This is a genomic window from Saccharopolyspora sp. NPDC050642, from assembly GCF_040654735.1.
Classification (GTDB): Bacteria; Actinomycetota; Actinomycetes; order Mycobacteriales; family Pseudonocardiaceae; genus Saccharopolyspora; species Saccharopolyspora elongata.
Genome location: NZ_JBFAIN010000004.1, coordinates 78,956 through 94,473, shown reverse-complemented (window position 1 = coordinate 94,473; position 15,518 = coordinate 78,956). Strand labels below are relative to the sequence as shown.

Annotated in this window: 12 protein-coding genes; 7 read left to right on the top strand and 5 right to left on the bottom strand. The window is 67.7% G+C overall.

Annotation, left to right across the window (positions count from 1 at the left end):
- Positions 1-194 precede the first annotated feature (194 nt).
- A complete protein-coding gene (locus AB0H93_RS08940) occupies positions 195-488 on the top strand; it encodes a hypothetical protein (protein ID WP_358569746.1) in 294 nt (97 codons plus the stop codon).
- 274 nt (positions 489-762) lie between these two features.
- On the opposite strand, the gene AB0H93_RS08935 is transcribed toward AB0H93_RS08940, so the two are convergent.
- The 4 genes from AB0H93_RS08935 to AB0H93_RS08920 form a co-directional block, all read right to left on the bottom strand.
- Complete coding sequence (locus tag AB0H93_RS08935; RefSeq protein ID WP_358569743.1) at positions 763-1,677, bottom strand: LLM class flavin-dependent oxidoreductase; 915 nt, start codon at positions 1,675-1,677, stop codon at positions 763-765.
- A gap of 168 nt (positions 1,678-1,845) precedes the next feature.
- The gene (locus tag AB0H93_RS08930) at positions 1,846-2,940 is read right to left on the bottom strand and encodes an FAD-dependent oxidoreductase (RefSeq protein ID WP_358569740.1); all 1,095 of its coding nucleotides are present in this window, start codon (positions 2,938-2,940) and stop codon (positions 1,846-1,848) included.
- A gap of 99 nt (positions 2,941-3,039) precedes the next feature.
- Complete coding sequence (locus AB0H93_RS08925) at positions 3,040-3,489, bottom strand: MarR family transcriptional regulator (protein ID WP_358570528.1); 450 nt, start codon at positions 3,487-3,489, stop codon at positions 3,040-3,042.
- 95 nt (positions 3,490-3,584) lie between these two features.
- A complete protein-coding gene (locus AB0H93_RS08920) occupies positions 3,585-4,559 on the bottom strand; it encodes a sugar-binding domain-containing protein (RefSeq protein ID WP_358569737.1) in 975 nt (324 codons plus the stop codon).
- 128 nt (positions 4,560-4,687) lie between these two features.
- On the opposite strand from AB0H93_RS08920, the gene AB0H93_RS08915 reads away from it, so the two are divergent.
- The 5 genes from AB0H93_RS08915 to AB0H93_RS08895 all read left to right on the top strand — a co-directional run bounded on the left by AB0H93_RS08915 (position 4,688) and on the right by AB0H93_RS08895 (position 11,280).
- Positions 4,688-5,689 (top strand): zinc-dependent alcohol dehydrogenase family protein, encoded by a 1,002-nt coding sequence (locus AB0H93_RS08915; RefSeq protein WP_358569734.1) that lies wholly within the window; start codon positions 4,688-4,690, stop codon positions 5,687-5,689.
- Between the two features lie 4 nt (positions 5,690-5,693).
- Positions 5,694-7,031: a sugar ABC transporter substrate-binding protein gene (locus tag AB0H93_RS08910; RefSeq protein ID WP_358569731.1), complete on the top strand. Its 1,338-nt coding sequence runs from the start codon at positions 5,694-5,696 to the stop codon at positions 7,029-7,031.
- Positions 7,032-7,057: 26 nt separating this feature from the next.
- Positions 7,058-7,957: a sugar ABC transporter permease gene (locus AB0H93_RS08905; RefSeq protein WP_358570525.1), complete on the top strand. Its 900-nt coding sequence runs from the start codon at positions 7,058-7,060 to the stop codon at positions 7,955-7,957.
- Positions 7,954-8,778 carry a carbohydrate ABC transporter permease gene (locus tag AB0H93_RS08900; protein WP_358569728.1) on the top strand — a complete coding sequence of 275 codons (825 nt, stop codon included), beginning with the start codon at positions 7,954-7,956 and terminating at the stop codon, positions 8,776-8,778. The genes AB0H93_RS08905 and AB0H93_RS08900 overlap by 4 nt, the downstream gene beginning before the upstream one ends.
- Positions 8,779-9,183: 405 nt before the next feature.
- On the top strand, positions 9,184-11,280 hold the full coding sequence (locus AB0H93_RS08895; protein ID WP_358569725.1) for a tetratricopeptide repeat protein: 2,097 nt from the start codon (positions 9,184-9,186) through the stop codon (positions 11,278-11,280).
- On the opposite strand, the gene AB0H93_RS08890 is transcribed toward AB0H93_RS08895, so the two are convergent.
- Entirely contained in the window at positions 11,231-12,190 is a 960-nt protein-coding gene (locus tag AB0H93_RS08890; protein WP_358569722.1) for a carbohydrate kinase family protein, read from the bottom strand. The two genes, AB0H93_RS08895 and AB0H93_RS08890, sit on opposite strands and share 50 nt — an antisense overlap.
- A gap of 349 nt (positions 12,191-12,539) precedes the next feature.
- Here AB0H93_RS08890 and AB0H93_RS08885 point away from each other — a divergent pair, with 349 nt between their 5' ends.
- Positions 12,540-15,446, top strand: coding sequence for a tetratricopeptide repeat protein (locus AB0H93_RS08885; protein ID WP_358569719.1), 2,907 nt, complete (start codon positions 12,540-12,542; stop codon positions 15,444-15,446).
- Positions 15,447-15,518: the final 72 nt, after the last annotated feature.

Genomic DNA, 15,518 nt, shown 5'->3' with positions numbered 1-15,518 from the left:
CCGCGGTGCGCAGTCTTCGAAGCTCTGCCCCGAACAGTGTGGGCTGTTCAGTCACATCGTCCTCCGGGTTTCCCGTTGCCCGGTTCAGCGGGCGACGGGAAACGGCTGTTGGTCCCGACCGGTTTTCGCGCACGGTGAAACGTGCCGGTCCGGCGACTGGGAGGCCGGGCCACCGGCAGACCTTAGGAGAAGAGATGATCAAGGACGAGCTCGTCCGAGAATCGATACCCGAACAGCGCAATCCGTCCCTGGCGAGGTCGCTCGGACGGGTGATGCTCGCATTCGTGTTCACCGCAGTGCTGGTGTGGGCGGCGATCGTGCTCGCCGGCATCGCCCTATCCGGTGTTGAGCTGTTCGCCCTGGTGCTGGTGCTCTCCGCCGCATTCATCGCAGTCCTCGACGCCTGGAGGGAAATCCGGTTCGGCGCGGCCGCGCGCCGTTCGTCGGAGGATTGTGGCGGAGATTCGGATGCCGGAGCCGGGAAATAGAGCCGTTTCCCGTTTCCCGTTGGAGGAGTCAACGGGAAACGGTGTGCCACCGGACGGTTTCGGATGTGCGCGCGCGAGCCTCACTCGGCAGGGACGTGCGGTTTCGTGATGAGGACGGTTGCGTTGATCAGGATGCCCGTCTTCGCTCCTTGTGGCGAGGTGACCGGTGGTGATGTTGCTCGACGATGGCGCAGTGGCCTCGCTCCCGCACTCGGAGTGAGGCTACTGCGCCATCGAGCAGTCGGATCGGCCGGACAGGCCGTCGGGACGGGCGCTAGCCGTTCTCCTTCGCGATCGCTTCGCGCACGGCCGGGACGATTTCGCCGGCCCAGCGGCCGAGGGAAACGCCGTCCTGCGTTCCGCCGCCCGCCGAGAACAGCGTGAAGCCCGACGCGCCGTGTTCGAGCACGGCACCGGTCAGCTCCTCGACCCACTGGTCGACGGAACCGCCGATCCAACGGTCATCCTCGCCGCGCGTTGCGGGCAGCGGCCGGTCGGTGATGCGCCCAGGGAAGTTGAAGACCGTGCGGATCTCGCGCGGATCGCGGCCGACGGCCGCCGCCGCTTCGTCGATGACCGGCCGCGACTTCCGGTAGCGCTCGCTGAGCCAGTCCGCCGCGTGGCCCGGGATCCAGCCGTCGGCCACCCGCCCGGTGGCGGCCAGGGACTTCGGGCCGACCGATCCGGTCCACACCGGGGGCGCGGCCACCGGCGACGGCTCGATCTCGGTCACCTCGTAGTGGTGGCCCCGGTAGGTGACCGGCGGACCGCCGCCCGACAGCATCTTGACCAGGACGATCGCCTCCTCGAAGGCCTCCACGGCTTCGGCCGGTGACAGCCGCGGTACCCCCATGTCGGAGATCCGGTCCCACAGCCCGCCCGCGCCCATGCCGAGCACGACGCGGCCGCCCGAGAGCGCCGACAGCGACGTCACCGTCCGGGCCAGCATGGGAGCAGGCCGGGTCGGCAGGTTGGTGACGTTGGCGAAGCCCGCGATGTGCTGCGTGCGCCCGAGGAGGAATCCGAGGGAGGCGTAGGCGTCCAGGCGCTCGCCGAGGTAGGGGTGGTCCGACAGCGAGAAGATGTCGAGCCCGTCGCGGTCGGCCTGTTGGACCATGCGCAGCAATTCCGGCCCGTCGCCGATGCCGCTGTGCGCGCCGAAACCGAAGACGACTTCTTGTGCGGTCAATGCTCTGCCTTCCATTCGATGGGGCTATGTCGCCGCATTGTCCGCAGTGGACGGTTCCAGCCCCGACTCCCATGGCGAACCACCGCAGGGTGCATCGAAGGAGTCGCGGTACGGATGTCCTCTTGGGATGGTCTTGAGGGCGCCGGCTGCGAGCGGGAACGCTGCCGTTCAGGCGGTGGGGCCGAACTGCTCGATGAAGCGGCCGGTGAACAGGTCCGCGCCCTTGTACTCGGCGACCATCGCGGCCGGCGCGGCGGTCGGGCCCTCGGGAGAGGGCAGCTGTCCGACACCGCCGCTGCGGCCGAGCGGGAGCAGGATCGAGAGGGCCGGCTGGGGAGCGTAGGTCGTCGCGGGGCGTTCTCCGCTCAGCTGAGCGGAGATGTTCTTGACGACCACCTCGGCGTGCTGCATCGCGTGAGCTGCCATCTTGGCCTCGGCGACGTCGGTGATGTCGCCGACCGCGTAGACGTGGTCGTGCCCCACGACGTTGAGGAATTCGGTGACGGGAACCTGGCCCTGCGGCGTGCGGGTCGTGAGCTTGCCGTCGGCGAGGTAGTCGCTGTTGGTGCTCGTCCCGTAGGCGCGGAACCAGATGTCGGCGGCGATCTCGCCGCCGCCGGTGGTGGTGGCGGTGAAAGCACCGGCCCGGCCCGCCTCGGTGCTCGGCGGCGCCGCCAGACCGGTGCCGAGGCGCACGTCGACACCGAGCGCGTCGAGCTGGCGGCGCAGGTCCTCGACCACCTCCGGCTCGAAGCCGGGGAGCAGCTCCCGGGCCGGGTCGACGATGGTCACGTGCTTGTCCGGCCAGGCGTCCTTGATCTCGCCGGCCAGTTCCAGGCCGACCGGGCCGGCACCGAGGATCAGCACCTTGCCGGCCTGGCGGAGTTCCTCGTTCGTCCGGCGGAGGTCGTCCAGCGCGTCGCCGACCGAGTCGGAGCCGGGCTTGGCCGGGTAGGCGTAGCTGGAGCCGGTGGCCAGGACCACGTAGTCCGCCGGGACGTGCTCGCCCGATGCCAGGGTGACGCCGCCGGGGTCCACCGAGACCGCGCGGTCGCGGATCACCTCGCCCTGCGTGAGCAGCGTTTCGAAGGGGAAGAACATGTTGCCCGCCCAGTCGGGCCGGGTCAGCGCGCGCAACGATGCGGCCGCGTTGACGAACGCGTCCCGGGGGTCGATGAGGACGACGTCGGCCTCGGACTGCAGTGCCTTGGCGACCGCGGCGCCCCCGTAGCCTCCGCCGATTACCGCGACGGTACGACTCATGATTCCACGCTCCACAAAAAGATCGAGTTCGTGGTACGAACTGTAATAGTTCGTACCACGAACTCAAACGATTGTGTCGCGGGACACATCATTTGCGGCTCAGCTGTCGCGGGCGCCCTCGTCCGGTTCCATGAAGACCACCGGAACCTCGTTGCTCAGCACGACGCGGCCCAGCAGGTCGGCGAGCGTGTTGCGTTCCGCAGGGCCGAGGCTCGCCGGCAGCTCCTCGATCCGCCTGCAGGTCTCGGCGTAGAACTCGTCCGCGAGCTTGCTGCCCTGCGCGGTGAGCGCGACCCGCACCGCGCGCGTGTCCTGCGGATCCGGCTCGCGGCGGACCAGGCCGTTGCGCTCGGTGCGGTCCACCAGGCCGGTGAGGCTCGACTTGGCCAATCCCAGCATCGCCCCCAGTTCGCTCATGCCGCGCGAGCACGACATCAGCACGCACAGCAACTGCCCCTGTTGCGGCGTCAGCCCGTATTCCCGGCCCGACTTGGCGTACACGGCATCCACCAGGAACGCGGACCGCACCAGCGCGGCCGCCATTCCCATCTGGCCATCTTCTTGATTGCCCACACCGCCAGATTAACATCGGACGCCTTGATAATTCGCGCAACGAACTGCGGTTTGCGCGGGGGATCGGCCGGTCACCCGGGCGGGCGCTCGGCGGCCAGTTCCAGGATTCGCTCGGCCGCCGCCGCGTCGGTGATGAGGGTCGTGACGATGCCGGAGCGCAGGACCGCGTCGATCGCTTCCGCCTTCGGTTCGGTGTAGCCGAGGGCGATCACCTCCGGGACCTGGCGCAGCTGTTCGTGGGTGATCGCCAGGACGTGGTGGGCCAGGCCCGTCGACAGGGCGTTGCCGTTCTCGTCGAAGAGGCGGGCCGCGATCTCCGCCGTCGCGCCGCGTCGGCCGATCGAGTCCCGTTCGCTCGGGGTCAGCGCGTCGTACACCGTCGATTCGCCCGGCTGCCAGGCGCCGATGCTCACCACGGCCTTGGTCAGGTGCTGGAACTGGTCGAAGGTCTCCGCGATGCCCGGCTGCTTGCGCAGGATGTCGGTGGTCCGGCGGTCCGGCAGCACCAGCGGGCCGTAGATCGGGTAGGGGTCGCCGCCGCCGACCGCCGCGACCCGGCCCACTGTCTCCACCGACCGGTCGCGCATGTCCATGCCCGCCTGCACCCCGCACAGCTGCACGATCGGGCACTTCGGGAGCGAATCGACGGCTTCGGCCATCGCGTTCACCGAACGCGCCCAGGCCAGGCCGATCACGTCGTCCGGCGTGGCGAGCTCGGTCAGCAGCTGCGCCGCCAGCGAGCCGATCCGGCGGCGCAACTCCGGCCGGTCGGCCTTCGATTCTGCTCGATTGAGCACCAGGACCCGGCGGAGCCCGTAGGCGGCGCGGACCTCGTCCGACATCGGCAGGTCCACCGGCACCGGCAGGTCGAACTCGATCCGGACCAGGCCGGTTTCCTGTGCCGCGGCCAGGATGCGCGCCGCTTTGAAGCGGCTGATCCCGAACTCCTCGGCGATCTCCAGCTTGGACCGGCCCTGGACGTAGAACCGGTGCGCGATCGACGCCGCAGTGATCGTGTCGGTCATCCGGATCCTCTTGGTGCTCATATGAGCACGATAGCTCGAAATCCGGTCCAAAGGTTGACGTATCTCGGCATGAAGTCCTTGAATGCTCCGCGTATTGCGGGACGCCCGCGATGAAAAGTGCTCATATGAGCAGACCGGAATGGAGTGTCATGCGCGCCGCGATCATCGACCAGCCCGGTTCGATCAGGGTTGGCGACGTGCCGGATCCGAAGCCGGGGGACGGGCAACTGGTGATCAAGGTCGGTGCGTGCGGGATCTGCGGCACGGACCTGCACATCGCCGACGGCCACTTCCCGCCCACGCCTTACCCGATCGTGCCGGGCCACGAGTTCGCCGGCGAGGTCGTCGAGATCGGCGCGGAGGTGCCGGGGGACTGGAAGGCCGGCGACCGCGTTGCGGTGGATCCCTCGCTGTTCTGCGGTTACTGCACGCCCTGCCGCTCCGGCCACGGCAATCTGTGCGCGAACTGGAACGCCACCGGCGACACCGTGGACGGCGCGTTCGCCGAGTACGTCGCCGTCCCGGCGGCCACCTGCTACCGGATGCCGGACGAGATGACCTGGCAGCAGGGTGCGCTGGTCGAACCGGTGTCGTGCGCGGTGCACGGCGTCCGGCAGATCGGCGTCGAAGCGGGCGAGCGGTTCCTCGTGGTCGGCGCGGGCACGATGGGGCTGCTGATGCAGCAGCTGCTCCAGCGCGGCGGCGCGCACGTCACGGTCGTCGACCGCAACGAGGCGCGGCTGGGCCGGGCGATCGAGCTCGGCGCGGTGGCGGTCGGCACCGACGTCGCCGAGCTCGACGACCGGTTCGACGCCGCGGTCGACTGCACCGGTGCCGCGCCCGCGATCGAAGCCGCCTTCGACTCGCTGCGCCGCGGCGGCCGGCTGCTGGTGTTCGGCGTGGCCCCGGAAGAGGCCCGCGTGTCGCTCTCGCCGTTCCGGATCTACAACGACGAGATCAAGATCGTCGGCTCCATGGCGGTGCTCAACAGCTTCGGCGCCGCGCTGAACCTGGTGGCATCCGGCGCGATCGACACCGCCGCGCTGCTCACCGACACCCTGCCGCTGGAGGAGTTCCCCGCGGCGCTCGACCTGATGCGCAGCGGTGCCGGGCTGAAGGTCCAGGTGCTGCCGGGAGGCGTTGATGCATAGGCGAATGAGGAAGCTCGCACTGCTCGCGTGCGCCGCGCTGCTCACGCTCACCGGCTGTGCCGGCGCCGGGGCGCTGGGCTCCGGCGGGCGGACGCTGGTGGTCGCGATCGTGTCGAACCCGCAGATGGAGGACGCGATCGCGCTGTCGGACCAGTTCGAGCGGGACAACCCCGGCATCAAGCTGAAGTTCGTGCAGCTGCCCGAGAACCAGGCGCGCGCCAAGATCACCGCCTCGACCGCCACCGAGGGCGGCGAGTTCGACGTGGTGATGATCAGCAACTACGAGACGCCGCAGTGGGCGGCCAACGGCTGGCTGGAGAACCTGCAGCCCTACATCGACGGCAGCGAGGGCTATGACCCGGGCGACTTCATCCCGAGCATCCGGGACTCGCTGTCCCACCAGGGATCGATGTACGCGGTGCCGTTCTACGGCGAGTCGTCGTTCCTGGCCTACCGCAAGGACCTGTTCGAGCAGGCCGGGCTGACCATGCCGGAACGCCCGACCTGGCAGCAGATCGCCGACTTCGCGGCGAGGCTCGACAACAAGGCCGCGGGCGTGTCCGGCATCTGCCTGCGCGGCAAGCCGGGCTGGGGCGAGAGCCTCGCGCCGTTCACCACGGTCGCGAACACCTTCGGGGCGCGCTGGTTCGACGAGAACTGGAACGCGCAGCTGACCTCGCCGGAATTCCGCTCCGCCGCCGAGTTCTACGTGAACCTGGTGCGCGAGCACGGCGAGGTCGGCGCGTCGAGCGCGGGCTTCTCCGAATGCGGTACGCGCTACGGGCAGGGCCAGGCGGCGATGTGGTACGACGCCACGGTCATGGCCGGCACCAACGAGGACCCGGAGAGCAGCAACGTCGTCGGCAGGTCCGGCTACGTCGCGGCCCCGGTCGAGCGCACCGCCAGCAGCGGCTGGCTCTACACCTGGTCGCTGGCCATGCCGAAGGTCGCCGAGGACAAGGACGCCGCCTGGCGGTTCATGCGCTGGATGACCGACAAGGACTTCGTGCGCAACGTCGGCACCACCTTCGGCTGGAACCGGGTTCCGCCCGGCTGCCGCCTGTCGACGTACCAGATCCCCGAGTACCAGCAGGCCGCCCAGGCCTACGCACCGGCCACTTTGGACGGAATCGACCGCGCCCAGCAGAGCAACTCGATGCTGCACCCGGTGCCGTACCCGGGAATCCAGTTCGTCGGCATCCCGGAGTTCCAGGACCTCGGCACGCGGGTCAGCCAGCAGCTGTCCGCCGCCATCGCGGGGCAGATCACGGTCGACGAGGCGCTCCAGCAGTCCCAGGAGTACGCCGAATCGGTCGGCGCGGCATACCGGGAGACCAGATGACCCAGACCGCCACGACACCCGTCACGATGCCCGCCCAGGTGCGCAAGCCGGTCGGCAAGTGGTCCGGCACCGCCTGGCTGCGCCGGGCCCCGCTGCTGCCCGCCCTGCTGTTCACGATCCTGGTCACGCAGATCCCGTTCGTGCTCACCGTGATCTACTCGTTCCAGTCCTGGAACCTGGTGCGGCCGGGCTCCCGCCACTTCGTCGGACTGCGCAACTACGTCGACGTGTTCACCGACAGCCAGTTCCGCGGCGCGATGCTGACCACGGTGCTGCTGACCGTGGTCTGCGTGCTGGTTGCGATGCTGCTCGGCCTCGGGCTGGCGCTGCTGCTGGACCGGCAGTTCGTCGGCCGCGGGGTGGTCCGCACGCTGCTCATCACGCCGTTCCTGATCCTCCCGGCGGCCGGCGCGCTGCTGTGGAAGACGACGATGTTCGACCCGACCTTCGGCCTGCTGAACTTCGTCTTCGGCGGCGACACCGACTGGCTGTCGGAATTCCCGCTGGCGTCGGTGATGGCGCAGATCGTCTGGCAGTGGACGCCGTTCATGATGCTGCTGATCCTCGCGGGCCTGCAGGGGCAGTCCAAGGAGGTGCTCGAAGCCGCGGCGGTGGACGGCGCGGGCCGGTGGCGCATCTTCGCGTCGATCACCCTGCCGCAGCTGACCCGCTACCTGCAGCTGGCGATCCTGCTCGGCGCGATCTACATCGTGAACAGCTTCGACGCGATCTTCCTGATGACCCAGGGCGGCCCGGGCACCGCCAGCACGAACCTGCCCTACTACATCTACCAGCGCGCCTTCGAGGGCTTCGACATCGGGCAGTCCTCGGCGATGGGCGTCATCGTCGTCGTGCTGACCCTGATCGTGGCGACGTTCGCGCTGCGCTTGATGTTCCGGACCTTCGGCGTGAGCGAGGTGCGATGATGCGTGCCGGAAACCCGGCCGGCAGGTGGGCGCTGACCGCGTTCACCTGGCTGGTCGCCATCCTGTTCGTCTTCCCGCTGCTGTGGATGGTGATCACGGCGTTCAAGCAGGAGGCCGACGCCTACACCGACCCGCCGCGGCTGGTGTTCACCCCGACGCTGGACCAGTTCGCCGGCGTCCTGGAACGCGGTTTCCTGCCGTACCTGGGCAATTCGGCGTTCGTCACGGTGGTGTCGACGCTGCTGGTGCTGCTGATGGCGGTCCCGGCGGCCTACGCGCTGTCGATCGCGGCGGTGCCGGGCACCCGGGACGCGCTCGGGTTCTTCCTGTCCACCAAGATGCTGCCGGTCGTCGCCGCGATCATCCCGCTGTACGTGATCTCGCAGAACCTGAAGCTGCTGGACAACGTCTGGGTGCTGGTCATCCTCTACACGGCGATGAACCTGCCGCTGGCGATCTGGATGATGCGCTCGTTCTTCCTGGAAGTGCCGAAGGAGATGGTGGAGGCGGGCCGCGTGGACGGCGCGAAGCTGCCGACCCTGCTGTTCAAGGTCATCCTGCCGGTGGTCGCCCCAGGCATCGCGGCGACGGCGCTGATCTGCGTGATCTTCTCCTGGACGGAGTTCTTCTTCGCGGTGAACCTGACGGCGGCCCAGGCGGGCACGGTGCCGGTGTTCCTTGTCGGCTTCATCACCAGCGAGGGCCTGTACTGGGCCCAGCTGTCGGCGGCGGCCCTCCTGGCGTCGCTACCGGTGATGATCATCGGCTGGGTGGCCCAGAACCACCTGGTCCGAGGCCTCTCCATGGGAGCCGTGAAGTAAGACTCCCAGAACGCTCCCCCTGCCGCCCACTCCCTCGCGGCAGGGGGAGTTCTCTTTTGCGAGGTGTCGTCGGATTGCCGGCCATTCCGGAGTCCGGAATTACTTCCCAGGGAAGTGAGTTCCGGGCTCCGGTTCGTTGCAGTGGCCGTCGACGCTGGGGCAGCGCGCATCTTGCGGAATTGCCTCGTCGAACACACCCGGTTGGGTTGAGTGGGAAGAAAGCGAAGGCGATCACGTCACTTGTCATGGCAGATCTGCGGCGGATGGTGGGAAGGTTGGGCTTCCTAGCTTCGTGCGGGTGCATGTGGAGGTGGGGTGCACGTGTCGTCGTGGGGGAAGAGGCGGGCCGGTCGCGATGCGATCTCGGCCGCGGAGAACCTGCTCACCGGGAGCGTCGCAGGTCCCGTGGTCCAGGCGGGCAGCGTGAGCGGCGGGATTCACTTCCACCAGTTCGCCTCCGCCGAACCTGTGATCCCACGCCAGTTGCCGACGCCGCCCGCGTACTTCACCAACCGGGACAGCGAGCTCACGGCATTGGAGCAGACGTACACGTCGAGCCGTGATCGCGGCGGTCTCGCCGTGCTGTCCGGGCTGGGCGGGGTGGGCAAGACCGCGGTGGCCCTCCGGTGGATGTATTCGGCTCAGGAACGCTTCGCCGATGGTCAGTTCTACGCGGATCTGGCCGCCGGGGACGGCGGGGAGCCCGCTGCACCGGGAGCGGTACTGGGCGGTTGGCTTCGGGCGCTCGGCGTCCCGGCGGAGGCAGTGCCGGCCGACCTCGAACAGCGGGCGGCCTGGTGGCGGTCCTTGGTCGCGGACAAAGCGATAGGAATTCTGCTGGACAACGCATGGACCGCTGCGCAGGTTCGCGCCATGCTGCCCGCGTCACCGCGAAGCATGGTGCTGGTCACGGCTCGTCGGCAGTTGGCTTCCCTGCGGATGGACGGCGCGCAACTGGTGTTCGTGCCCCCGCTCAGCACCGGGGACGGGGTTCGGCTGCTCGACAGGACCATCGGCGACGACAGGGTGCGGTCCGCTGAGACCGAGGCCGGCCGGCTGGTCGATCTGTGCGGCGGTCTGCCTATCGCGCTGTCCGTCATGGGGGCGCGACTGGCTTCTCGTCCACGTTACGGCGTGGCGCAGGCAGTGGCCGAGTTGCAGCACGAACGCGGTCGGTTGCGGATTCTCTCGCGGGAAGAGGAGGTCTCGGTGAGCTCGGTGTTCGACTTGTCCTACAACGGATTGCCCGCGGAAGCACGTCGCACCTACCGGACCTTGGGCATGCATCCTGGTCGGGAGATGAGCATCGAGACGGTGCTCGCGGCGACGGATCTTCCGCCGGCGGTGCTCGACGAGCACCTCGATGCTCTGCTGGAGGCCCACCTGCTCGAAGAGGTGAACATGGGCCGTTACCGCCTGCACGACCTGCTCCGGTTGCACGCCGGAGAACGCGCCCGTGAGGAGGACTCCTCCGAGGACAGGGCGACTGCGCTGCTTCGCATCATCGAGAGCTACATCCGCAGTGCGGAAGGCGCATGCCGGCTCCTCACCCCGCACCTGCGAGGAGCCGACTACTCCTTCACCCATCCGGAAGTCACTGGGAAGGTGTTCGAGGAGCGTGCCGCCGCGCTGGCCTGGTTGGAGGCCGAGTGCGCCAACATGATCAGCTGCATCCGGACGGCTGTCGACCGCCGGTGGTGGGCTGCGGCGTGGTACCTGGCATACGTCATGTGGCCGCTCTTCCGCTATGCGGGCCACCACCAGGAGCGATTGGTCGTCGATGAGCTCGCCGTGCGGTCGGCGAAGGAGCTGGGCAACTTGGAGTGGGAGGGCCGGGCGACACGGAGGCTCGCGTTGCTGCACAACTTGAGAGGGCAGCGCGCGGAGGCTGATGAACTGCTTCATCGATGCTTCGAGGTGTTCAGCGAGCTGGGTGACGAGTACGGGGTGGCGAACACGAGGGATGCCCAGTCGGTGATCGCACTCGCAGCTGGAGAGCACCAGCGGGCCGTGCGCTTCGCCGAGCAGGCGCGCGCGGGCTTTGCCGCGTTGGGCAGGGAACGCAAGGCGATCCTGTCGTTGCTCGTCGTCGGCCAGGCCAAGGTCGCTTCAGCTGCTATCGGTGAGGGGATCGCGCTGTTACGCGAGGTGCAGCGCGAACTCGCGACATCTCGTGAATCCGACCCGTACAACGCAGCTCGCGCGGAGCTCGTCCTAGGCGAAGCGCTGGTCCGGGTCGGTGACACGGCTGAGGCTGAAACCTGGCTGTCGGCCGGGGAAACGGCGATGCAAACCATCGGCTCCGTCGAGGGGAAGGCGTTCGCCCATCAGGCGTGGGCCGACTTCTACCGGTCCCAAGGCGATGCCGCAGCGGCAGAGGAGCACTTGGCGGCGGCGATCCGTCACTTCGACCACCAAGGCGATGCCGCCGCCGATGTGCTGCGCCGACGCCTCACGGACTGGCGGGCGCAGGCTGAGTCCGGTCCCACCGGGAGAGCTTGACCCGCACCGGATTCCGCGACCGCAAGTTCGCCAGGTCGGCTTCGCCGAGGAGCACCCCGGACGGGAACCGGTGCCCGATGCGCCAGCCGGCGTAGACGACGGCGTCGGACAGCGCCTCGACCGGATTGCCGGTCGCCAACCAGCTGTGCAGGAACGAAGCGAAGAGCGAATCCCCGGCGCTCGAAGTGTTGCACACCCCGAGCGGAGCCACCGCGTCGGCTTGGACCAGGCGCCCATCTCGTAACCCGAGCAGACAGCCGCGGCCACCTCTGCTCACCGCGGTCAGCAGGCAACCCGGGTAGCGTCGGAACACCTGCGCTATCCATTCCTCGGCCGGGCACGGCAACCGTTCGTGGCTGCAGAACACGATGTCGGCCACTTCGAGCCACGGCCCGTAGCGGTCATCGTCGATGTCGGCGATCACGTTGACGTCGACGGCGATCGGCACACCTTGCAGCACTGCGGCAGGAAGCAACGGCCGGGTGAAGTCGATGCTGGTCAGGACCGCGAGGTCGGCACCCCGCACGGCCTCCTGGAACGTCTCGACGGGGTACTGGACCGCAGCGATGCTCGTCATGTGGGAGTAGACGACCCGGTCGCCGCTGGGAGCGACCAACACCACCGCCAGCGCGGACGAAGCGCCCTCGACGACCTCCGGCCCGTTGAGGTTCCTGTCGTCCAGCTCTCGGCGGATCAGCGCTCCGGTCCGGTCCCCGCCCACCACGGTGCACAGCGAAACGTCGTCGCCGAGCCCGGAGAGGATCGTCGAGATGTGCCCGCCCGCGCCGCCGACACCGGACTCCAGCCAGCGCGGGTACCAAGGCCCCTCCTTCGTGATGCGCGTCGGATCCTGCACGCCGACGTTGATCGCGAGACTGGCGACCCCGGCGACTACGATCTTGCTGGCCATGATTCCTCCGCTTGTCGCTCGTCGGCCGGGAACGGGCCGACGAACCCAACGTTGGCGGGGCGGACTTGACGATCCGGTTTCGGTGAACTGGCCGATCCGGTCGAATCGGCAGCTGAGAGGGCCGTCGCTCGTTCCGTCGGGCATGCGATGACTTCGCGGAGGCATTGGCATATTCCGCTCGATGTCGGGCTGTTGCCAGTTCGCTTGCAGAACGCTTGTGCTGGCGATGGCCGACCGCGGCGAGGAACCGTAATGGAGTAGGTACTTACGGCGATCGGATGCTGTGGCCGAGTACGAGATCGCGCACACTCGATGCACAGGGGGAGGGCGACCAGCGAAAGGGGCGCTGGTGGACTTCAAGATATTCGGCCAAGTGCGGCTGCGGTTGGCCGGAACGTGGCAGGACGACTGGCAGGCGACGAAGATCCGCGGTCTGCTGGGAGTTCTTCTGACCAGGCCGGGGAAGACGATCCCGATCAGCCTCGTGGTCGACTGGTTGTGGGGCAGGGAAGCGGACCCGGCCCGGCACGCCAAGACGCTTCAAACGTACGTGACCCGGCTCCGCGGGGTCTTGAACACGATGGAGTCGTCCGCAACCGTGAAGAACGTGAACGCGGGCTACCGGTTGAACATCGACCGCGAACGCGTTGACTACCACTACGTGCGCGACCTCCTCGTGGATGCCCAGCGCGCGGCTCGCCACGGCGATCACGAGTTGGTCTGCGAGTTGCTTCCCGAAGCTCTCGAACTTTCGGCGGAACCGCCGCTCGTCGATCTCGACACGGATCTGGCCGACGCCTTTCGGCGGCAGGCGTTGGCGACGCTGGTCATGCCCGCCCACTACACGTTGATGGAAAGCCAGTTGGCGCTCGGCAACCCGGAGCAAGTTCTGGCGACGACGGAAGAACTGCAACCGGAGCACGAGCTCAACGTCACCCTCGCCAAGAAGCGGATTCAGGCCTTGCGAGCAGCGGACCGCGACTACGAGGCGACCGAGTACTTCTTCCACCAGCGGAGGCTTCTGCAATCGCACGATCTGGTCGAAGAAGCCGACGAACTACGCACCTTCTTCGACCAGATACGGTTGCCGGTCCCGTCGCCCCGGCGAGGGGGCGAGGACGTCGCGCCGCAGTCCAGCGGCCCGCCCAGAAAGCTGCCTCGGGATCTACGTGATTTCGGTGGACGAGCAGATCTCGTCGATGTGCTGGACGAGTACACCGAGAACGGCACCGGTGCAGGGCTGCTCGTGCTGGTGGGTACTGCCGGGATCGGCAAGACCGCGCTGAGTGTTCATTGGGCGCACCACGCCCGTCAGCAGTTCGCAGGGGGCGACTTCTACCTTGACATGAACGGCTTTTCGCTTCATCCCCCGTTGAGCAGCGCGGACCTGGTACGCGCGTTGCTTTCCTCGTTCGGCGTGTCGGCAGACCTCTTGGGCGACACTCGCGACCAGTGGGCGCAGTTGTCCACGTTCATGAGTGACCGCCACATGCTGTTGTTGCTCGACAACGTCGCTGATGTGGGCCAGATCGAGCCGCTGCTGGATGTTGCTCACGAGGCCGTCATCCTCGTCACGAGCAGGCATCACCTCGATCGGTTGCTGCTGCACCACGGTGCTCAGGAGATCCATGTTCCGCTGTTGGATGAGGCGACGGGAACGCGTTGGTTGCGCGAAACCATTGGTGTTCGCTGCGACCGGGAACCCGATGCGGTCCAAGAGCTGGTCGGACTCTGTTCCGGAATTCCCCTGGCGCTGCGCATCGTCGGTCACTACGCCCGGGAACGCCGCGAGGTCTCCCTCTCGGACATCGCCGGATTTCTTCGCGAAGAGCACCGGATCCTCAAGGTCGGGGACAGTCCCAACGGTGACCACACGAGTGTGCGAGCAAGCTTTGCGCTGTCCTACCGGACGCTTCCCGGGCTCGCGAGGCGGATGTTCCGCTTGCTCGGCCTGCATCCCGTTGCGCAGACGGGTTTGGAGACCGCGGCTGCATTGGCCGGCTCGACACCGCAACAGGCTCGCGAAGACTTGGACGTCTTGGTGCACTCGCACTTGATCGAGCAGAAGGCCGAGCACTACGAGCTGCACGACCTGATTCACGAGTTCGCGGCCGAGCGGGCCGAGGAGGACGAGGACCCCGTTGACCGCGCGGAAGCGCTGGTCCGAATGCTGGACTGGTACCTCCACACGGCAGGAAATGCGGAGGCGAAGCTCTTCCCGTACCGCCCGGGCGTGCCGATGCTTCCCCTCGACGACCAGGTCACGCCGAAGGAGTTCGAAGACGACCAGGACGCGATGCGGTGGTTCTTGCAGGAACGACGTGCCTTGCTGGCCATGGTTCGGGTTGCCGCGGACCACGGCCAGGACCGGTACACCTGGCGATTGGCGAACACCATAAACGAGCCGCTGAAGCGCCTCGGTCGGTATCAGGAAGCCCTCGATTCCCTGGGCCTGGCTCTCACCGCCACGCGTGCGCTCGGAGAGCGCGAAGGGGAATGCATTTGTTTGAACAATATTGGATACATCTGCCTGAGCATCCGCGAGTTCAACCGGGCCTACGACCACTTCTCGGAGTCTTATCGCATATGCCGGTCTCTCGGGCTCGTGCTCGGGTCTTCGGTGGCATTGCACAACATGGCTTGTCAGTGGTTTCGGATCAATGACTGGGATGCGTCCGAGCGCCTGTTCACGGATGCGCTCGAGGTCCAGCTCCTGCACGGATTTGAGTTCGCCCGCGCCGGAACGCTGCGTCGGTTCGGAGAGTTGCGGCACAAGCAGGCCGACTATGCGGAAGCAAGCGTCCTGTACCACGAATCCCTTGCACTGCATCGAAAGGTGGGGAATGCACACGGCGCGGGCGAAGTCCTCGGGCAGCTAAGCCAGCTCCACCTGGATCGCGGTGATCTGCAGGTGGCGATCGATTTCGGGGAGCAGGCGCTGGTCTGCCACCGGCGCAGCAGTGACCTGGTTTCCCTCGCGGTGACGATCTGCGTCCTCGGCACGGCGCACTTCCGGAGGGGGCAAGTCGCCGAGGCCGTCGAGTACGCGAGGGAGAGCGTCCGGATTTGTTGGCGGACGAACGATGTCGAAACCGAGGCCCGGGCGCTGGAGCTGCTGGCCGCCGCGTTGTTCTCGGCCGGAAGTCGGGACGCGAGCGTCGAAGGATGGGAGCGGGCCAGCGATCTGTACCGCAGCTGCGGCAACGATGGCTGGGTCGCCATCCAGGAACGCCTCGCGGAGCTCGGCCACCGCTGACCTTCCGGGTCAAGCGGCCGGTTGCGCGGCAAACCGGGCAAGCGTAGCCGACCGCTTTTGGCTTGATCACTG